Raw genomic sequence first — 19592 nt, forward strand, 5'->3', positions numbered from 1 at the left:
GATATTCTGCAACTTCATTTCGATTGGTCATCTCCAGATGTTTTCTTGATTATATGTTGTAAGGATGCTATGAATCTCTCGTTCTCAAGCGGAGTGCCGATTGTCACGCGGATGGTATTTTCATAGCCTAGCAAATGACCTGAACGGATGATGACACCCTGAATTAATAACTTCTCAAAAATGTCCTTGCCTGGCTGGTTCAATTTAACCATCAAGAAGTTGGCATGTGAAGGGAAGAATGTCAAACCCATTTTGCTTAGTTCATTTTCTAAATATCTTCGTCCTTCCTCATTCTTACGAACACAATTCTCAACAAATGGATGGTCGTCGAGGGAAGCGAATGCCGCAGCCTGTGCCAAACGATTGGTATTGAAGGGTTCCTTCACTTTAACTAGCTCTTGTATGATGGAAGCATCCATTAAACCGTATCCAATCCTTAAAGCAGCCAGTCCATAAATCTTTGAAAAAGTGCGTAAGATAACCAGATTTGAATGCATATTGAGAAGCGGTAAGGTTTCTAAATATTCTGCATCATCGACATATTCATAGTATGCTTCATCAACGATCAGTAAAATATGCTTCGGCACCTTCTCGATGAAAGAGCGTAACTTTTCTTTTTGAACGATCGTTCCTGTCGGATTATTGGGATTACAGACGAATATCATTCTCGTTTTTTCTGTTATGGCTTCATACATACCCTGAAGGTCATGTACACCATTGGAAAGAGGAATCTTTACAGGTGTGCCGCCGTCAATCAATACATTCGTTTCATAGCGTGGAAATGTCACATCAGCCATGATGACTTCATCATTTTGTTGGATATAGGTTCGTGTCAACAAACGTATCACTTCATCAGATCCATTGCCCAAAATGATATGATCTTTATTGATATTCAAGTTTCTTGCCAGTTTTTCAGCTAATGCAGGCGCCATGCCTTCAGGATAAAAGGAGGTTTGCTCCATTTCGTTAAGCATGGCTTCTTTTGCTAGAGGTGAGTAACCGAATGGGTTCTCATTGGATGCCAATTTAACGATCGTTTCAAGACCAAGTTCACGTTGCACTTCTTCAATTGGTTTGCCGGAAACATATGGGCTAATGCTTTCGATGTTTTGTCGAACCGGGATTTTCGTAAAGGTCAATGCAGGTTCCTCCCTTTGGTAAAGTTCTGAATTTTCTTTTTCTATTTGATTATTTTAATGATAGAATATTAACTGTTAAAATTACATACAAAAAAGAACGTATTTTTCGCTATCCATACAACATTTTAAAGAAATATATGCTTATATTCCTTCATTATGAAAGGCGGTTGCTTCATGGATGAAATAGATGTCAGTTTACTGGAACTTTTACAAAAAGATGGACGCATTACGATTAGTGAACTATCGAAGAAATTGGCTCTCAGTCGACCTAGCATCTCCGAACGAATGTACCGCCTGCAAGAAAAGGGGATCATTGAGGGGTTCAGCGCAAGGGTTTCCCCTTTGGCAATAGGAAGGGGTGTACTTGTGTTCATTCAGGTGAGTGAACTTAAGGTTCCTGTTTCCGATTTTGAGCAATTAGTGAAAAATGATTTAGACATTATCGAGTGCCACCGTGTAACAGGAACAGTTGGATATTTTTTGAAAGCGGCTTTAGCTGATATGGACAGCATGAGATTACTGATAGATCGATTAATACCCTATGGACATCTGAATACATCTGTGGTTTTGACATCCCCGGTGCCTTCCCGCTCCATTCTTCCAAGGATCAATGAAATGGAGGATCATGGTGCGAAATCCTAGGCGGTCATTCAACTGATGCTGGTAAAGGGGTTCGGTATCGTTCAAACTAATGAAGGGTAGAATGTAGGTTTTTTACAGAAAGGAACGAGGCGGAAGGCCTGTTCCTTTTTTGTGTTATTTTAAATCCATCAAAGCCCCGAAATATTGCTGGGCGGTTGTAAAACAAATGAATACCAATAGTTCAGAAATTTCTTCATCACTGAACACTTCCTTCAATACTTGGAAAAACTTTTCCTCCGTTTTTTCACGTTGCAGGAGAAATACTTCCGCAAAGGCAATTGCATAGCTTTCTTTCATATCTTCCGGCTTTAGCGGAGTCCCTTTTGCCTGGCAGTATGAGCAGCCATTACCGTATGCCAGCACCCTTCTGACGTTTTCCTTCAATTTCTCCGAAAGTTTCCCATCTGCAGATATACAATCTGAGAGATCCGACCATTTATGCGAAATCTCTTCAGAGTGAAATAATCTTTGAAATGGACTGGAGCCCTGTGATGATTTTTTTATTCTTGTCATGAACATCTCTCCTTTGAGATAATCCTAATATAAAAATCCAGGAATTTTAATTCCATTTGTAAAGAAATGTGATTCAATAATGAACGAATGTAAAGAGAAGAAGGGAAAAAATTTAAAAATGAAAATAGATGAGAAAGACCAGAGCATCCTTGCCGAATTAACGTTAAATAGCCGAATCTCCATGAGGGAATTGGCAAAGAAAGTAAACCTCTCGGCCCCCACCGTTGCCGATCGGATTCGGCAAATGGAGTCGTTCGGAATCATTAAAGGGTATGTTGCCGAGATTGATCATAAAAAGATCGGTTTTCCAATTGAGTGTATCGTGGAAGCTACGATAAAAAATGGGGAATATGAGAAATTCAAAAAGTATATCTCCAAGGTGCCGAATGTTGACTTTTGTTATCGCATTGCCGGGCAGGCTTGCTTTATGCTGAAAATCCACACTCGGAGCCTTGAAGAAGTGGAGGAATTCATCAATCGGACCATTCCTTTTGCAGCAACGGTTACCCATGTGATCCTTTCACAGGTGGAGCCGGAACAGGAATGAGTATTTTTATAGTGGAAGAAAAAGAGATCCCGGTCATTTTGAATGGTTCTAGAATTAAAGGATAAAATCACGTGTCCATAAAGATATGACATATGTTTGCAGCGCCAGGTGTTTTTTTGCAATCAATGCTTTCGGTGATTCAAGAAAGAATAAGCTAATGGAATAAGGGGTACATGTAATAATGGATAATAATCTGAAAAGGTGGGGTGAGTATCATGGAAGGAACCGACGACTACAAACCTGAACTGGCCAGGGAAGCAGTAAATGTGATTGAAAATGTAGCAGGAACACATCCTGGTTATCGTCGTGTGCATGCAAGGGGATATGTTTATGAGGGGGTTTTTACCCCAAACGGAAAAGCGTCCCCATTAACGGTGGCTTCGCATCTTCAGGATGAAGCCGTGCCGGTGATCATTCGGTTTTCAAATAGCTCACCGATTCCAAGCCATCCTGATGCCATTTCCCCTGTAAAGGGCATGGCAGTCAAATTTCATTTGCCGAATGGAAAGGTGTCAGATCTTATTACTGTGACCATTCCGTTATTCTTTGCGAAAACACCGCAAGCGTTTGTTGATATTGCTGGCTTTTTCCAATCTGTAAAGGAAGGTTTCCCCATTCTGAAAGAGCTTGCAAAAATCCTGTGGAAATACCCTGAAAGCAAGGCAAGCTTGCAAATGCTTAAAGAAATGCGTTCTCCAGCCAGTTTTTCAACGTGCCAATATTACTCCATTCACGCATTCTATTTCATTAACAAGGAAGGAAGGCGGCAGGCAATCAAGTATGAGTGGGTGCCAGATGCCGGCCGTAGTATGTTAGAAAAAGGGGAGGTTGCCGAGCATTCGCCGGAGTATCTGGATGAAGAAATGGAAAAGAGGCTTAAAGAAGGACCGGTGGGCTTTAAATTGAACATCCAAATAGGAGGGGAAAATGACCCGACTGACGATCCGACTATAGCTTGGTCGGAAGATAAACAGGTAATCACGATAGGGCATTTAATGATCTCCAAAAAATCGGAAGTGTGTAAAGATACTTTATTGTTTGATCCAACCAATATTCCTGAAGGAATCGAGTGCTCGGAAGACCGGATTTTGCATTTTCGCCATAGTGCGTATGCCGTTTCATATGAACGTCGGATAAATAACCAATGAATCAAATTAAGAAAAGCCCCCTATTCCAAAGGGATTCCCTTGAATGTAGACAAACTCGATGAAAATCGAGTTTGTCTATTTTTACGGCTTGTATAATTTGGACGTTGATTGGAACGTAGGGCACTCGCTTTTCCGCGGGCGGTCGGCCCTCGGCTTTCGCCTGCGGGGTCTCCCCTAGACGGGCTTTTCTAAGCAGGAGTCTCATACCTTCCGTTTCAATTAACTGTGTCTTACCTTTTAGGTAGATCACTTTTCCCTAGAGTCATTTTTGTTTTAAAATAGAAGTATTAAAACCTTGATGAGGATGCTTTCTAAACATGATTCTATTCAGCGAAATCAACTTGAAATGATTACTCTAGATCAACTGGTGCCAGCGCAACTTAGTTCTTAAGATGGAGCCTGCCATTGACTTCTCTTCCATTTATGATTTGGAGGCATGTATTCAAAGGTAGAAGACCCAAGTATTGATTCAGTTATATTAGTTAAACTGACTTTCATTCAATATGGCTTCGGAATTCGTTCAATGCGTAAAACAATTGAAGATGTTGAAACAAATATGGCTTACCGTTGGTTCTTAGGCTATGGTTTCCAGTGCCTCCTACTCCACGTTCGGGATGAGACCAATCTGAATCCCTTTTTAAGTGAGTTACATTTTTCCGGATCTGAAAATAGTGTAGAGCATGAGTAAGAACATCAGGGTTGCAACGACAAAACCAATTTCGATAACCGGTATCTTCCAAAGGATCAAGGTTTCCCCGCCTATTGCAGACCCGATAATGAGACCGACCATGATTATGCTGAATGCAAGCAGGATGATACTGAACGACAGCCGGTTCGAGATTTGATCAAGCTTATGTAAAAAAACTTGAAGTTCGGGGATGTTGATATCGAGCCGCAATTTCCCTTTTTTAATGATACCTGTCACTTCCCTGATATCCTTGGGCAGTTCGGCAATGGCTTCAGCAGACTCGATGAATTGATTCCAGGCGTTCTTCGCAATGTTTTTTGGGTTGTAGCGCTCTTTAAAAAGCCTTTCTCCAAAAGGTTCAGCTGCCTTCATGATGCTGAAATTCGGATCTAATCCTTCGACAATGGCCTCCATGGTAAGCAGAGCCTTGCCGAGCATCGTGAATTCGGGTGGGATTTGGACCTGGTGACGATTGGCAACCGTGAACAGGTCATTGACTGCTCCGCCTAAGCTGAGTTGGCTCAATGGGATATCATAATATTTATTTCGCAGTTCATCAATATCCCCCCTTAATGGGGCCATATCGATTTCGTCCGTCAAGAGACCCATATCTGAAAGCGTCTTGATCAATCCATTGGTGCTTCCGCGTTTCAGATTGATGACAAGCGAGGCGAACTGATATTTCGTTTCTTCCTCCAGACGTCCCACCATTCCAAAATCCATGAGTGCGACAACATTCCCAGGCAATATGATGATATTGCCTGGGTGGGGATCACCGTGGTAAAAGCCATCGATCAATATTTGATGAAGCATGGAGTTCGCTAATCTTTCCGCGATTTGCCGGCGATCATAACCTTCATCATCAAGCTGTTTATAATGATTGATCTTAATTCCCTGAATGAAATCCATTGTCAGGACCCTTTTTGTGGAAAACTCCCAATGAATCCTTGGTACCTTAAACCCTTGATCATCGATGAATTGCTTGGCTATTCTTTCCCCGTTTCGACCCTCGGAGTTATAATCAAGTTCTGCGCGGAGTGATTTAGCGAACTCATCAATCATTTTTCTGATTTGGTAGCGTCTTGCCCAAGATATGCGTGCTTCCATAAGTCTTGCCAAATCATCGAGAATTTCCAAATCCGTTTCCACAGTCGGAAGAATATCTGGCCGCTGCACTTTGATTGCTACGACTTCCAGTGATGGAAGCCGAGCAGTATGGACCTGTCCAATCGAAGCGGTTGCCAGTGGGGTTTCATTAAATTCAAGGAAAATGTTTTCCAAAGAATCACCCAATTCGGCCTCGACAATTTTACGGACCCTATCAAATGGAAAGGGGGTGACCTGGTCCTGTAACTTTTCAAGCTCGCGGACGATTTCTTCAGGAACGAAATCACGCCTCGTACTTGCAATTTGACCAAGTTTAATGAATGTAGGTCCCAAGCTTTGTAATATCGTATGCAGCCGCTCTCCGATTGAGCGGAGGTTCAGGTTTTCATCGGGTTGGAGTTTCGATCCCGCTTTACTCTCGGATAATCCCAGGCGATAGATGAAGTAACCAAACCCATTTTTCAAAAAGGCATTAATGATTTCTTGGTAACGATGTGCGTGTTTCAGTCGCTTGCGAAACATTCAAGTACCTCCTGTCACGGTTGTAAGTTTTGGTTCTGTTTCTCCAAAATTACGATACGGCGCTCCAATTCCTCGACTTCTTCTTTAGTTGCCAAGTTTAGGCCATTGAGCGCTTGATTGACTTTGGCCTTGACGGAATCGTCCAGCTGCTTTTGGGCTTGCTCCCCTTTTTCGACCCATTGCTTAATAAGGATCTTGGAGTCTTCTTTGCTGATATCGCCTTTTTTGACAAGAGAGTCCACCGCTTTTTCAATTTGCTCTTTTGTAGCAGAGGCTGCACCTAATCCTAAAGAAAACACATTTTTTAATAAGTCCATTTTTACATTCCTCCAATATAAATTTTTACACTGTAAGAAAGATAATAGCGGATGCCTTTCACTCTGGTTCATTCTTGTTGTTACCATCTATCATACATCACTTTAGGGCAGCTACAAAAATATAAGGGTCCTGCGATTATTGATGATGAAGAAAAGGATTTTTAGATAGCTCAAAATTGTTTGAAGTGGAGCGGATTGGATATTATGATAGGGAAAAGCGGCTGTGAAAGTGAGGTTGGAATAATGGGTTTCAAAAATAAAACGGTGATTGTAACAGGTGCTTCGAATGGGATAGGGAGAGGCGTGGCAAAGGGATATGCAGAAAGCGGCGCTTCAGTCGTTCTCGCAGATTTGGACGAGCGGGAAGGGCTTCTGTGTGTGGAAGAGCTCAAAAGTAAGGGTCATGAAGCCATGTTCGTTCAAACGGATGTACGCAAGGAAGCTGACATTCAACAATTGATGGATGTAACTCTAAAAACATATAAGACCATTGATATATTAATCAATAATGCAGGAAAGGCATTATTCAAATCGCTTTACGATCTGACGATAGAGGAATGGGACGATATGATGAATACGAATTTGCGCAGTGTTTTCCTTTGTTCCCGGGCCGCGGCAGATTCGATGCGGAAAAATGAAATGGGAGGTGCGATCATCAATATAGCATCAACCAGAGCGATGATGTCTGAGCCTGATTCGGAATCCTATGCAGCAACCAAAGGAGGGATCAAAGCACTGACACATGCACTTGCCGCTTCTTTGGGCAAAGAGAAAATTACGGTCAATTCGATTTCACCGGGGTGGATTGAAACGGGAGATTATGAATCGCTGAGGGATGAAGATCACCTGCAGCATTTTTCCAATCGGGTTGGCAAACCGGACGATATTGCAAGGGCCTGTCTTTATTTGACGGCAACGGAAAATAATTTCGTTACGGGTGAGGATCTTATCGTCGATGGAGGCATGACAAGAAAAATGATGTACGAGGAGTAACTCATTTTTTTCGGTAGAGATATTGCAGTTCAGTCCCGAGCTCACGGTTGAGCAGCTGTTCCATTTCTTCAAGCTCTTTTATGCCGATAGGGGCATCGGCAGCTGTCCAGTGAACGGTATAAACAAAATAGTAATCTCTTATTTTTCGGAAAATTACAGGCGAATTCGGGAATTGATCAAAAATTGCCCTGATATTATAGCGTCTCATGTAGGACCACTTAACAAGCTGCATGTAGCTACCCATCCTTTTCAAAAGAGATCAATGACTGCCAGGATGGCAGCCATTGGTCCGGTTCTTATTTATCGTTGAATAAATTGAATAAGCCTCTAGCTACGCTGCCTTCTTCGGATGATCCTCCATTTTGCGGCGCTGCAGCAAATACACGGCTGGCAAGCCGGCTGAATGGCAAAGATTGCACCCAGACTGTTCCGGGTCCTTTTAATGTTGCAAAGAATAAACCTTCGCCGCCGAACAAAGCGGTTTTCACACCCTTTACAGTTTCAATATTATAATCTACCCCGCTAGTCATTGCCACTAAACATCCTGTATCGACGCGTAAAATCTCCCCTGCTGCCAATTCCTTTTTATGGATCGTGCCACCGGCATGAACGAAGGTCATTCCATCTCCTTCTAGTTTTTGCATGATGAAGCCTTCACCGCCAAAGAAGCCTGCCCCTATTTTTCTCTGAAACTCAATTCCGACCGAAACGCCTTTTGCGGCCGCCAGGAATGCGTCTTTTTGACATATGATTTTCCCGCCCAGCTCGCTTAAATCCATCGGGATGATTTTTCCTGGATATGGCGATGCGAATGAAACGTGTTTTTTATCTCGTCCTTCATTCGTAAAAGCCGTCATGAAAAGACTCTCACCAGTAAGTAGCCGTTTCCCGGCCCCGAATAGCTTACCCATCATTCCGCTGTCACCATTTGAAGACCCATCACCAAAGATGGTTTCCATCTTGATTTGATCTTCCATCATCATTAAGCTTCCAGCCTCGGCAATCACCGTTTCCTGAGGGTCCAATTCCACTTCAACAAACTGCATGTCATCTCCATATACCTTAAAATCTATTTCATGATTATTCAATTTCCATTCCTCCTATCCTCTTATTTTCATTGTAAAAGATAAACTCTTAACCTGCCAATATTATTCAGTTTTCTGCTGTAGTTTATATATTTTTTGTTTTCACGGGTATATCTAGTAAAATGTAGAAAGAAAAAACAGCATGACACTTAAGCTGAAATGAACCTTTTCTTAAGTGCAGGAGGAGACAGCCGTGGAGACTTACATACTATCATTGGACCAGGGAACGACAAGTTCCAGGGCCATTTTATTTAATAAAAGCGGGGAAGTTTTGCATATTGCCCAAAAGGAATTCACCCAGCACTTCCCGAATCCAGGATGGGTGGAGCATAACGCCAATGAAATTTGGGGCTCCATCTTATCGGTAATCGCTTCCTGTCTATCGGAAATGAATGTAAGGCCTGAACAGATCGCTGGAATTGGCATAACGAATCAACGGGAGACGACCGTGGTATGGGACAAGGAAACAGGTCAGCCGATTCATCATGCCATCGTCTGGCAATCCCGGCAGACAAGCGAAATTTGTACGCAATTGAAGGATGAAGGCCTCGATGGCTTATTCTTGCAGAAAACCGGATTATTGATTGATGCATATTTTTCCGGTACAAAGGTGAAATGGATTCTCGACCATGTAGATGGGGCACGGGAAAAGGCTGAAAACGGAGACTTATTGTTTGGTACGATCGATACGTGGCTGATATGGAAACTTTCGGGTGGTAAATCACATGTAACAGACTATTCGAATGCTTCAAGGACGCTGATGTATAACATTCATGACCTGAAGTGGGACGAAGAGCTGCTGGAAATCCTGCAAGTGCCGCAATCGATGCTCCCTGACGTTCGTTCTTCATCGGAGATATACGGGAAAACAGCGCCACACCATTTCTTTGGGCATGAAATCCCGATTGCCGGAGCGGCGGGAGATCAACAGGCCGCATTGTTCGGCCAAGAATGCTTTGAAAAAGGAATGGCTAAGAATACGTATGGCACCGGATGCTTCATGCTGATGAACACAGGAGAAAAGGCAGTGAAATCAGAGCATGGCCTGTTGACCACGATTGCATGGGGGCTGAATGGAAAAGTCGAATATGCCTTGGAAGGAAGTATTTTTGTCGCAGGTTCGGCCATACAATGGTTAAGGGATGGACTGAAACTCTTACATGATCCGAAAGACAGTGAAAAGTATGCTTTGCGGGTCACCTCAGCCGATGGTGTCTATGTAGTTCCCGCATTTGTAGGATTAGGCACCCCTTATTGGGATAGTGATGTCAGGGGAGCTGTATTCGGACTGACAAGGGGGACATCGAAGGAGCATTTCGTCCGGGCAACATTGGAAGCATTGGCCTACCAGACAAAAGATGTCCTTAGCGCCATGGAGAGTGATTCAGGGATTAACCTAAAGGCATTAAGGGTCGATGGCGGGGTTGTCAAAAACAACTTCTTGATGGAATTCCAAAGCGGCCTCCTGAATGTACCAGTCGAAAGACCTGTTATTAGTGAAACGACAGCGTTAGGAGCGGCGTATTTGGCTGGGCTCGCTGTCGGATATTGGGAAAGTCAGGAAGAGATTTCAAAGCTATGGGCGGTCGATAAGAAATTCGAACCCGAGATGGAAGAACAGGAACGGAAGGATTTATATAATGGCTGGAAAAAGGCAGTTCAGGCGGCAAGGGTTTTTAAATAGAGTAAGTAAGGGTATTAATAGGGAGAGATGAATACAGAACGTACAAACTTAAAAAAGGGGTGGTATTATGTTAGTTAAGGATTTCATGATAAGGGAAGTCTTTGTAGCCCGTCCTGATTTTACATTAAAGGAAGTTCTGCGGATCTTGATCGAAAATAAAGTGGGCGGGGTCCCCGTTGTGGATGAACAGGATAAGCTATTGGGAATGGTGACGGACGGGGATATCCTTCGTTACTTGACACCTGCAGAGGAAGCCATCATGGGGTATTTCACCTACATTACGGTTCTTCCCGGTGAAGAGTTGGATGAAAAGGTTACATCCAAAATGAATGATAAAGTCTCACAAATCATTAAAAATAAAAGGATTACAAAGCTATCTCCCGAAGATCCGCTAGATGAATTGATAAAGGTCCTTTCCAAGCATCATTTCAAGAAAATCCCCGTCGTGGACAAAAATGATAAAGTCGTCGGCATTATCAGCAGGGGAGATGCCCTTAGGGCCCTTTATAAGGAATTCGTTCAAAAGCTGGAATAAATGGGCATCATAAAAAGGCCTGCTCGATTACGAGCAGGCCTTTTTTGTATTCATCATTGAGTGCTTTCTTCTGCTTTATCTGCATCAGATTCACCTTTTGCTCTTTTTTCCTTCAATTTAAAGTAGGCGTCCATTACGTCCCGCCCGATCCGTTTGTTAATATCATCAGAGGGCTTGCCTTGATACACCCATGGCACGACGACAGAAAATGCCACTTCCGGATTATTGTGAGGTGCATAACCTACAAGCGTCAAATTGATAGTCGGGACTGGCGCGCTATATTGATTCCTCCGCGGTCCGTCATAAAAGGCCTCGGCAGTACCCGTTTTTGCTGCCGCACGGTAAGACTTCCCGCCGAAATATTTATATGCCGTCCCGCCTGGCTCCTGTGCGACCTGCCTGAATCCTTCCTGGACACGCTGCATCCAAACGTCTTTTCCGCCTAAGTCGTTTAACACTTTAGGACTCATCGTTTTAAAGACGCTGCCCAATTCATTGTGTTCGTTGGATGGATTCCTGATTTCCCTGACCATATGGGGCTCAAGCCTTTTTCCGCCATTTGCAATCGTCGATACATACTGTGCCAATTGCATAGGGGTATATGTATCATACTGGCCAATCGATAAATCCAGCAGCAATCCGTCTGTTGACATATCGACTCCTTTAAACCCTACGGATTCATTTGGCAGGTCGATGCCTGTACGGACACCCAATCCGAATTGGGCATAATGATTCCGCATGATGGAATAAGCTTCCCGGTTGATTCCTAACGGCCGGTGAGGGATATAATGACCGCCGGCAATTTTGATTGCCGTCATGAACATATAGACATTCGACGATTTCTTTAACGCAGAGACATCGGTTACATAACCCAAATCACTATAAGATCCTTTGGGATTAGCCCCTGCTAAAAGGAGTTTTCTGTCAAAGAAAGCTGACCCTGGTGCGATGGCTCCTGTCTGAAAGCCTGTATAGACAGTGGCTCCTTTAACAGATGATCCCATCGTATACGAGGTCGTAATGTTTCCAAGGGCAAAATCGTTCATTTCGGTCAACCCGGTTTTACTGTTGCGGCCGTATTGCCTGCCTGCCATCGTGAGCACCTCGCCTGTATTCGGGTCCATTAAAACGACGAAGGCACGATCCAATAAGTAGGTATTTCCCTTAGCCTTGGTTTTACGCAATTCGTTCTCGAGGATTTTTTCAACCTGCTGTTGCAGCTCCATATCAATTGTAAGGACCAAGTCCTTTCCGCTTTGCCCTTCAGTGAGGGTATTCGTTTTGATGACTTCCCCTTTGCTCAGCACATTTTCAATCCGCGTCTTTTGACCGCGCAGGACATCTTCATATTGTTTTTCAATATAACTTTTTCCGACCCGGTCATTCCTGGTATAGTCGCGTGCCAGGTAATAGTCGATATTTTCACTGGGAATGCCTTCTTCGGAAGAAGAGACCTTGCCAAGAACCGAGCGGAGGGTCTCGTCATACTTATAGGTCCTTTCCCAATCCGTCGTTACATCCACACCTGGCATTTCATCCAAATGTTCGCTGACCCTGGCGAATTCCTTAGTGGTGACATCTTTATTCTTCACAATCGACGGTGCGAGGGCATAGCCGCTATTGAATTCCCGGAAGATGGCGATCACTTCCAATTCATCTTTGGAGAATTCCTTGATATTCTCATCGGTTACCCGCTCCATTTGAAGTTTGTATAAATCTTTTTGCTCCAGTTTCTTTTCGATGACTTTCTTCTTCTCGGCCTTGGTGATCAAGGCTTCGGCTTCTTTCGGATGTTTTAAAATCCAAAAATCCTTTTTATCCGGCAGGGTTACCTTTTTGGTATCTTTTTCTATCAAGGTGGCAAGGACCTCTGCCGTCTTCACCATATCTGCCGTTTTCGTATTCGGGTATTTCGTATAGGTGATGGCATTACGCGGCTCATTATCAACGACCGGATTCAAGTTCCGGTCATACATCTTACCACGGGGAACGGGGGTATTGGCCACATCGTTTTCCGTTCTGTCGACTTCGCGGAGGTAATCGTCCCCATACACGATTTGGACGATGCCAAGTCGGATTATTAAGCTTGAAAATAAAATGAATATTAAAAAGAACATAAAGTTCAGTCGGAAAGGAATTGGGGTTTTTTTCTTTTTTTCTTTGGCCATCATTAACATTCCTTTCTAGTAAAAGTAAAAAATAAGAAAATTCCTATCTCCAATGATATATAAAATTAACTTATTTTTCTATGCTTTATCCGTAAATTTATCTATATTTCCAAAAGAATGTTTTGGAGTTATATAATTCCTAGTAATCTTATAATTAGGAAAATTGATATAATAGATAAATAGAGGAAGAAGCGGTACAGCGGCAATTATTAGTAGGGATGCGTGGTTGGGGGGCTCCATAAAAAAAGGGGAACATAAACCAAGGTACTTGGAAAGAGCTCTTTTACATGAACGATTAATGACTATAACCCTAATTCACTACAGCGACTTAAGTACCATGATTTTATTTTGCTTCATGTTTCCTAACGGGAGTTTGAGTCGTGACAGTGATAATCCCATTGAAGTATCCGCATAGCTCAAGCCATTTTTCAGGATAAATATAGTTGAAACGTTCAATGGTTTCCAGGGAGTGAAGCACAAGGCAATCGATTTGCCCCGTTTTTTTACTTTGTAAATTGGATAGAAGCTCATGCGGGATGGTGTAATAAGGGTGGATTTGATACGGATTGAGTATGACCGGGGAAATATTATTCTCTTCCATATACTTGTCCGTCACGATCTTTTGGATTGCAAAGCTTTCCTCCGTATGTAGATCCCCGATTTTGTAATTTGGATTCAATAGTACAATGCCCCTCATTTGATTCACCCATTCTTTTTGCTAACCATTCTTGCCAAATGGGGGATGGGATATTCAAAGTAAGAGGCATCATGCTAGAAAATGGCTTTCATTCCGTTAAGGGTTTTGAGCTGCTTGACATTTTCGAGCACCTCGTTGGTCAGGTCCTCCTTTTTAATGATTGGTAAACTTCGTAAATCTTCCATGTAGCTTTCATTCGTGAACCAATCAAAGGAATGGGGAGGAAAGAATAGTTGATCTTTCCATGCATCATGAAGAGTGGGGCTGTAGATTTTATCATCTTTTGATGTGGATCCATCAGAGGTATATATGCTTGCCCAATAATCCTCTCTGGAACCCGTGTGGGGAATCTCTTTTGTAAAATGGCCGACTCCGCGAAAAACCACTGGATGCTGAAAAAGAAGCCCATATAATAATTTCCCCGTTTCAATGCGCTGTTTCGGGTCGGCAAAGCGTTCGACGGTAAGTCCTGTCAAGGAATGAAGTCCTTTTTGCTTGTTTGCATAGGGGAAGATCACTTTCATGAAGCCTAAGTATTCCTGAAGCTGAAAATCAAGCCTGCGGAGGATCTCACCATGACGGGTGCGTTTTAATATCCTTTCCTGAAGCATTCTTTGTTCATTAATGATAAGGGCCGTTGTCAAAAGGGGTGAATGGGGCTCTTCGATGAAAGATTCCCAAATCGGGGCCATGAATCTTGAAATGCGGAATACTGGTAAATACCTTCTTAGCGGAAGTTCTTTTTGTTTAGAATGTTCATATAAAAGAAGCTGGGGGAAGGCATCTGCAAATATGGCTGAATTGGCACGCTCAAGGAAAAGGAAAAATTTCTGCCGTTCCGCTCTGTCAAGTAGATGGGTCATGTTTGAACTTTTCAAGTCAGTCATATGGTATCCTCCATTCCTCGAAACCATATGTGCTAAAAAGGCCCAGTGAACCTCTGGATTGCGATTGTAAAAGGCAAGATAGGCTTGAGTTCTTGTGATATTGTTCCGGTTCAAGGCAGCCGTTTCGGTTCGAATGCTTTTTATCAGGGCGGCTTCCTCGGGGAAAAAAGCTTTTGACTCATCAACAGGCTGAAAGATCTCTTTTTGTAAACGGGATTTTAGCGTGTCAAATCTTTCAGCATCGATGATGGGTTTTGTTTTGGCAGGGTGTTTACCCAACAGCTTTTGAAAATATTGGGAAAGCATACATTTCACCACGAATGTTTTAGATCATTATATGCATAGCCATCAAGAAAGGGGCGTTGCATTTGCAACCCCCCAAGGTGATGTCATCTTTTTTTCTTCTTTTCCCGGTACAATAAAATATAATAAACTATCCAGAAAAGAAACACAGGAATGAAGGATAAAAATCTATATTGGACCGGTACGGCAAATAAGATGAAAATGGCAGATAATAAAAAGGGAACCGCCAGGAGTATATATTTTCTCCATTGCATATGCTGAACCTCCTTAGGTTGCGTCATTCTTATTAGAATAAAGGATTATCCATCAATAATCTAGAAAAGTCATAATTGACAAAAATATGCAAACGTAGTAATCTTTAAAAATAAGTTAAAAATTACCATTAATCAATGGGAAAGGAGGCGAACGTCATGACTAAATCAGTTAAGCACAGTGATGTCACAATTGAATATCATACGTCCGCCTGCCCTGGTACCTTGTCTTTCCAGACATAGGATTCCTCGCTTCCATTCATGATTTTAAAGCGCAGGTTGTGGAATTTTCGCGGCCTGCGCTTTTATATGTGTTATTACGCATCTAAAAAAGCTTCCGCTAATTGGCGGGGGCTTTTTGGCATTTTGGATCCAGGTGCATTAGCACCCGTTCCATATAAAGGATAGGAGGAACTATAAATGAGACAAAAGACATTGGAAATCTTATTGCAGCCGGGAGATCCAGAAAGCGGTTAGCGAGTGAAAGGTTTGACCAAAAGGGAGGGGAATTCATGTTTGCGATTTTTAAAAAACTGTCCTGGTTCTTTAAAGAACAGTGGCAGCGTTACACCTTGGCGATTTTATTTCTATGTCTAGTGAATATCTTGGAGGTTATCCCGCCAAAACTTGTCGGGAATGCCATCGATGATATGAACAATGGCCGCATGACGCAGGAAGGGGTCATGAAATACGTTATTTATTTGCTCATGGTACTGATCGGCAGTTATCTATTTGGTTACTTATGGAGTTATCTGTTATTCGGCGGCGGAAACTTGGTCGAACGGAAACTAAGGTCAGGGTTTATGGGCCATTTGCTTAAAATGACGCCAAGTTTTTATGAAAAAAACCGTACAGGAGATTTAATGGCAAGGGCAACTAATGATTTAAAGGCAATATCCCTCACAGCTGGTTTCGGGATATTGACCCTCGTAGACGCGGTGCTGTTCACCATCACGGTAGTGGTCATGATGGGAGCCACGATCAGCTGGCAGTTGACGATTGCGGCGGTGCTGCCGCTTCCGATCATGGCAGTGCTGATGCAAATTTACGTGAAGAAAATTTACAAACGTTTTACGGATGCACAAGCAGCCTTTGGCACTTTAAATGACAAGGTCCTGGAATCCATTTCCGGTGTCCGTGTTATCCGGGCCTATGTCCAGGAACGGGAAGATGAAAAGCGATTTGAGGAAATGACCGAGGATGTATATGGCAAAAACCTAGCCGTGGCAAGGATCGACGCCCTCTTTGATCCGACAATCAGCATTATCATCGGCATCAGCTATTTAATCGGGTTGGGCTATGGGGCTTATCTTGTGTTTCAACAGGCCATAACGCTTGGCGGGCTTGTTTCGTTCAATGTGTACCTAGGCATGTTAATCTGGCCGATGATCGCGGTGGGTGAACTGATCAATGTCATGCAAAGGGGAAATGCTTCGTTAGACCGTGTTCAGGATACCCTTTCGTATGAAGCGGATGTGAAGAATTCAATGGGGATGGAGAGTATTACGAACCCGGGGAATATCCAATTCAATTCCGTGCATTTTACATACCCTTCCTCAACGGTTGTGAATCTATCCGATATTTCCGTTCAGCTTGAGCGCGGTCAAACATTGGGGATAGTGGGGAAAACAGGTAGTGGAAAAACGACATTCGTGAAGCAATTGCTGCGGGAATATCCTTTAGGAACAGGTGAAATCGCTTTTGCAGGCATGCCGCTGGAGGAACTGCACCTTGAAGATATCCGTAAATGGATCGGATATGTTCCACAGGACCATTTTTTATTCTCGAAGACTGTTAGGGAAAATATCTTATTCGGTAAAATGGATGCAACGGAAGGTGAACTGGCTGAAGCCATCCGGCTTGCGGATTTTGAGAAGGATTTAATGATGCTGCCAAACCGGCTAGAGACACTCGTCGGTGAGAAGGGTGTCGCTCTGTCCGGTGGGCAAAAGCAGAGGATCTCGATTGCCAGGGCATTGATCAAAAATCCGGAAATCCTTATATTGGATGATTCCTTATCCGCTGTCGATGCAAAAACGGAAACGACGATCATCGAAAATATCCAGAATGAACGGGCAGGGAAAACGACCATCATCACAACCCACCGCTTATCAGCCGTTCAGCACGCGGACAGGATTATCGTATTGGACAGCGGAAAGATCATCGAAGAGGGGACTCATGCGGATTTACTGCTGAATGATGGCTGGTATAGCGAGCAATATGAACGACAGCAGGTTGACGAAGGAACGGAGGTGAAGGCATGAAGGTCGTAAAGAAACTTTTTAATTATGCTGCCCTTTATAAAAAATTGATCATTGGCGCCCTGATCATGCTTGCTCTTTCGGTAGCGGCCGATTTAACGGGTCCTTTCGTTGCCAAGAAAATCATCGATTCACATATACTTGGCATCGAATCTTCCTGGCATGAAGCAGGTAAAGGAAAAGATGCAGTTAAGTATGATGGAAATTGGTATAAACGGGCTGATTACTTTTCAAAAGGTGAGAAGAAAGGCAGGGAAGTCCATGTTCTGCAGGTTGGCAATCAATTTGTCTTCGTAGATGAAGCTGTCCCTATCGATGGGCGCAGAACCTTGGAGAACCAATCATTGATCATCAAGAAAGACGGGAAAGAGCAACGTGCGCAAGCAGTGAAATTGACGAGTCAGGAAGTGATGGGATTTTATCAACCGGAAATCCCGCGGATCATTAAGCTTGTGGCTTTTTATTTTAGCCTTGTCATCCTTTCCTCCATTTTTCAATATGGCCAGAGTTTTTATTTACAGAAAGCGGCGAACCGAATCATACAGAAGATGCGAAATGATATTTTTAGGCATATTTCCCGTCTGCCGATACGTTATTTTGATAATATGCCAGCGGGTAAAATTGTAGCCAGGGTCACTAATGATACGGAAGCGATCCGGGAATTATATGTAACCGTGCTCGCCAACTTCTTCTCGAGTACCATTAATATTTTCGGCGTTCTAATTGCTTTGTTTATTCTGGATCCACGAGTCGGTACCATTGGCCTTCTACTTATTCCGATCATCGTTATCTGGACGATGGTATACCGTAAATTCGCCTCGAAATATAATCACATCATTCGGGAACGGGTCAGCGATATTAATGGAATGATTAATGAATCCATTTCTGGTATGAGCATCATTCAGGCATTTGGACGTGAAAAGGAGACGAAGCAATCTTTTGAAAATCTGAACCGGGAGCATTTTTCCTATCAAAATAAAATGCTCCATTTGAATTCGTTGACGGGTGGAAACTTGATTGGCGTCATTAAGCTTTTGGCGCTGATGGCCTTCGTCTGGTATTTCGGCGGGATTTCCCTTACAGCGGGTTCGGCCATTTCCTTAGGGATGATGTATGCAATTGTTGATTTGATCAGCCGCCTGCTACATCCGCTTCACGGAATCGTCAATCAGTTCGCTAATCTTGAACAGGCGCTTGTTGCAGGGGAGAGGACGTTCAGCTTATTGGATGAGAAGGGATTGGCAGTCAGCGATGAAAACATATCCAGATACAAAGGAAACGTACAATTCGAAAATGTTTCTTTTGGTTATAAGGATAAAGAATATGTGTTAAGGGACATTTCCTTCTCCGCTAAACAGGGGGAAACGGTTGCTTTAGTTGGCCACACCGGTTCAGGAAAAAGCTCCATAATGAATTTATTATTCCGCTTTTATGACAGTAGTGAAGGACAGATCAAAATCGATGGCAGAAATATATTGGATATCCCCCATCAGACGCTTAGGGAGCATATGGGGATCGTCCTTCAGGACCCCTATTTATTTACTGGCACCATCGCCTCGAATATCAGTCTTAATCATAAAGGCATCACAAGGGAAATGGTTGAAAAAGCATTAAGAGATGTCGGGGGGGACAAAGTGCTGAAGCATCTTCCTTTAGGGCTTGACGAGCCCGTGATCGAAAAAGGCGGAACGCTGTCTTCCGGACAGCGTCAGCTAATCTCTTTTGCCCGTGCCCTTGCATTCAATCCGGCCATATTGATCTTGGATGAAGCGACAGCAAGCATCGACACCGAAACCGAGGCAATTATCCAGGAGGGTATGGAAGTGCTGAAAAAAGGGAGAACGACCTTCATCATTGCCCATAGGCTTTCCACGATAAAAAATGCCGACCAAATTCTTGTACTGGAAAAAGGGCGGATTGCAGAGCAAGGTACACATGAAGAATTAATGGAACTGAAAGGGAAGTACTATCAAATGTATGAACTGCAGGCAGGTCCGCATAAAGGCATGGCTGGCTGAACACAATGGAATAAGGGTAGATCATCTAGATTAAACTATAATGAAGGTACCGACTTTTGGTACCTTCAAGTATAATGGCTGATAATA

The 19592-nt window shown here is 43.1% G+C and carries 18 protein-coding genes and 1 pseudogene; 9 read left to right on the forward strand and 10 right to left on the reverse strand.

What is annotated here, in order from left to right; translation table 11 throughout:
- Positions 1-14: 14 nt before the first annotated feature.
- Positions 15-1139, reverse strand: coding sequence for a histidinol-phosphate transaminase (gene hisC, locus NYE65_RS17915; RefSeq protein WP_328176109.1), 1125 nt, complete (start codon positions 1137-1139; stop codon positions 15-17).
- Between the two features lie 174 nt (positions 1140-1313).
- Here hisC and NYE65_RS17920 point away from each other — a divergent pair, with 174 nt between their 5' ends.
- On the forward strand, positions 1314-1781 hold the full coding sequence (locus tag NYE65_RS17920) for an Lrp/AsnC family transcriptional regulator (protein ID WP_034314805.1): 468 nt from the start codon (positions 1314-1316) through the stop codon (positions 1779-1781).
- A 114-nt stretch (positions 1782-1895) separates the two neighbouring features.
- On the opposite strand, the gene NYE65_RS17925 is transcribed toward NYE65_RS17920, so the two are convergent.
- The gene (locus tag NYE65_RS17925) at positions 1896-2294 is read right to left on the reverse strand and encodes a carboxymuconolactone decarboxylase family protein (protein WP_268590661.1); all 399 of its coding nucleotides are present in this window, start codon (positions 2292-2294) and stop codon (positions 1896-1898) included.
- A gap of 118 nt (positions 2295-2412) precedes the next feature.
- On the opposite strand from NYE65_RS17925, the gene NYE65_RS17930 reads away from it, so the two are divergent.
- The 3 genes and pseudogenes from NYE65_RS17930 to NYE65_RS17940 all read left to right on the forward strand — a co-directional run bounded on the left by NYE65_RS17930 (position 2413) and on the right by NYE65_RS17940 (position 4677).
- Positions 2413-2841 carry an Lrp/AsnC family transcriptional regulator gene (locus NYE65_RS17930; protein ID WP_057275759.1) on the forward strand — a complete coding sequence of 143 codons (429 nt, stop codon included), beginning with the start codon at positions 2413-2415 and terminating at the stop codon, positions 2839-2841.
- 215 nt (positions 2842-3056) lie between these two features.
- Entirely contained in the window at positions 3057-3989 is a 933-nt protein-coding gene (locus NYE65_RS17935) for a catalase family peroxidase (protein WP_340861385.1), read from the forward strand.
- A gap of 304 nt (positions 3990-4293) precedes the next feature.
- A pseudogene (locus NYE65_RS17940) lies at positions 4294-4677 on the forward strand (transposase).
- Here the strand turns inward: NYE65_RS17940 and NYE65_RS17945 are convergent.
- Both NYE65_RS17945 and NYE65_RS17950 read right to left on the reverse strand, forming a co-directional pair.
- Positions 4636-6306 carry an ABC1 kinase family protein gene (locus NYE65_RS17945; RefSeq protein ID WP_340861386.1) on the reverse strand — a complete coding sequence of 557 codons (1671 nt, stop codon included), beginning with the start codon at positions 6304-6306 and terminating at the stop codon, positions 4636-4638. The pseudogene NYE65_RS17940 and the gene NYE65_RS17945 overlap by 42 nt on opposite strands.
- A 14-nt stretch (positions 6307-6320) precedes the next feature.
- Entirely contained in the window at positions 6321-6623 is a 303-nt protein-coding gene (locus NYE65_RS17950) for a phasin family protein (protein WP_328176108.1), read from the reverse strand.
- A gap of 243 nt (positions 6624-6866) precedes the next feature.
- Between NYE65_RS17950 and NYE65_RS17955 the strand changes: the two genes are divergently transcribed.
- Positions 6867-7616, forward strand: a complete 750-nt coding sequence (locus NYE65_RS17955; protein ID WP_340862145.1) for an SDR family NAD(P)-dependent oxidoreductase — start codon at positions 6867-6869, stop codon at positions 7614-7616.
- A 1-nt stretch (position 7617) separates the two neighbouring features.
- On the opposite strand, the gene NYE65_RS17960 is transcribed toward NYE65_RS17955, so the two are convergent.
- Together NYE65_RS17960 and NYE65_RS17965 are read right to left on the reverse strand one after the other, a co-directional pair.
- Complete coding sequence (locus tag NYE65_RS17960; protein WP_222620127.1) at positions 7618-7824, reverse strand: hypothetical protein; 207 nt, start codon at positions 7822-7824, stop codon at positions 7618-7620.
- Between the two features lie 88 nt (positions 7825-7912).
- Positions 7913-8704, reverse strand: coding sequence for a TIGR00266 family protein (locus NYE65_RS17965; RefSeq protein ID WP_057275762.1), 792 nt, complete (start codon positions 8702-8704; stop codon positions 7913-7915).
- Positions 8705-8894: 190 nt separating this feature from the next.
- On the opposite strand from NYE65_RS17965, the gene glpK reads away from it, so the two are divergent.
- The gene (gene glpK, locus NYE65_RS17970) at positions 8895-10385 is read left to right on the forward strand and encodes a glycerol kinase GlpK (RefSeq protein WP_340861387.1); all 1491 of its coding nucleotides are present in this window, start codon (positions 8895-8897) and stop codon (positions 10383-10385) included.
- Between the two features lie 67 nt (positions 10386-10452).
- A complete protein-coding gene (locus tag NYE65_RS17975; RefSeq protein WP_340861388.1) occupies positions 10453-10920 on the forward strand; it encodes a CBS domain-containing protein in 468 nt (155 codons plus the stop codon).
- Positions 10921-10973: 53 nt separating this feature from the next.
- Here NYE65_RS17975 and NYE65_RS17980 read toward each other — a convergent pair whose 3' ends face one another.
- From NYE65_RS17980 to NYE65_RS17995, 4 genes are all read right to left on the reverse strand, one after another.
- A complete protein-coding gene (locus tag NYE65_RS17980; RefSeq protein WP_096339896.1) occupies positions 10974-13088 on the reverse strand; it encodes a peptidoglycan D,D-transpeptidase FtsI family protein in 2115 nt (704 codons plus the stop codon).
- A gap of 343 nt (positions 13089-13431) precedes the next feature.
- Complete coding sequence (locus NYE65_RS17985; protein WP_057275766.1) at positions 13432-13785, reverse strand: hypothetical protein; 354 nt, start codon at positions 13783-13785, stop codon at positions 13432-13434.
- Positions 13786-13859: 74 nt separating this feature from the next.
- Positions 13860-14978, reverse strand: a complete 1119-nt coding sequence (locus NYE65_RS17990; RefSeq protein WP_340861389.1) for a DUF2515 family protein — start codon at positions 14976-14978, stop codon at positions 13860-13862.
- 83 nt (positions 14979-15061) lie between these two features.
- Complete coding sequence (locus tag NYE65_RS17995; protein ID WP_153246154.1) at positions 15062-15229, reverse strand: hypothetical protein; 168 nt, start codon at positions 15227-15229, stop codon at positions 15062-15064.
- 509 nt (positions 15230-15738) lie between these two features.
- Between NYE65_RS17995 and NYE65_RS18000 the strand changes: the two genes are divergently transcribed.
- Both NYE65_RS18000 and NYE65_RS18005 read left to right on the forward strand, forming a co-directional pair.
- The gene (locus NYE65_RS18000; protein ID WP_340861390.1) at positions 15739-17490 is read left to right on the forward strand and encodes an ABC transporter ATP-binding protein; all 1752 of its coding nucleotides are present in this window, start codon (positions 15739-15741) and stop codon (positions 17488-17490) included.
- A complete protein-coding gene (locus NYE65_RS18005) occupies positions 17487-19505 on the forward strand; it encodes an ABC transporter ATP-binding protein (protein ID WP_095678210.1) in 2019 nt (672 codons plus the stop codon). The genes NYE65_RS18000 and NYE65_RS18005 overlap by 4 nt, the downstream gene beginning before the upstream one ends.
- The last annotated feature ends 87 nt before the right edge of the window (positions 19506-19592 follow it).

The organism is Peribacillus sp. FSL R5-0717 (assembly GCF_038002945.1).
GTDB classification, from domain to species: Bacteria; Bacillota; Bacilli; order Bacillales; family DSM-1321; genus Peribacillus; species Peribacillus frigoritolerans.

Coding starts and splice junctions, on each gene's coding strand:
- NYE65_RS17950 (WP_328176108.1), bottom strand. CDS start 6,623: ATGGACTTATTAAAAAATGTGTTTTCTTTAGGATTAGGTGCAGCCTCT.
- NYE65_RS17995 (WP_153246154.1), bottom strand. CDS start 15,229: ATGCAATGGAGAAAATATATACTCCTGGCGGTTCCCTTTTTATTATCT.
- NYE65_RS17920 (WP_034314805.1), top strand. CDS start 1,314: ATGGATGAAATAGATGTCAGTTTACTGGAACTTTTACAAAAAGATGGA.
- NYE65_RS17935 (WP_340861385.1), top strand. CDS start 3,057: ATGGAAGGAACCGACGACTACAAACCTGAACTGGCCAGGGAAGCAGTA.
- NYE65_RS18005 (WP_095678210.1), top strand. CDS start 17,487: ATGAAGGTCGTAAAGAAACTTTTTAATTATGCTGCCCTTTATAAAAAA.
- NYE65_RS17955 (WP_340862145.1), top strand. CDS start 6,867: ATGGGTTTCAAAAATAAAACGGTGATTGTAACAGGTGCTTCGAATGGG.
- NYE65_RS17925 (WP_268590661.1), bottom strand. CDS start 2,294: ATGACAAGAATAAAAAAATCATCACAGGGCTCCAGTCCATTTCAAAGA.
- NYE65_RS17945 (WP_340861386.1), bottom strand. CDS start 6,306: ATGTTTCGCAAGCGACTGAAACACGCACATCGTTACCAAGAAATCATT.
- NYE65_RS17980 (WP_096339896.1), bottom strand. CDS start 13,088: ATGGCCAAAGAAAAAAAGAAAAAAACCCCAATTCCTTTCCGACTGAAC.
- NYE65_RS18000 (WP_340861390.1), top strand. CDS start 15,739: ATGTTTGCGATTTTTAAAAAACTGTCCTGGTTCTTTAAAGAACAGTGG.
- NYE65_RS17990 (WP_340861389.1), bottom strand. CDS start 14,978: ATGCTTTCCCAATATTTTCAAAAGCTGTTGGGTAAACACCCTGCCAAA.
- NYE65_RS17985 (WP_057275766.1), bottom strand. CDS start 13,785: ATGAGGGGCATTGTACTATTGAATCCAAATTACAAAATCGGGGATCTA.
- NYE65_RS17930 (WP_057275759.1), top strand. CDS start 2,413: ATGAAAATAGATGAGAAAGACCAGAGCATCCTTGCCGAATTAACGTTA.
- NYE65_RS17960 (WP_222620127.1), bottom strand. CDS start 7,824: ATGAGACGCTATAATATCAGGGCAATTTTTGATCAATTCCCGAATTCG.
- NYE65_RS17975 (WP_340861388.1), top strand. CDS start 10,453: ATGTTAGTTAAGGATTTCATGATAAGGGAAGTCTTTGTAGCCCGTCCT.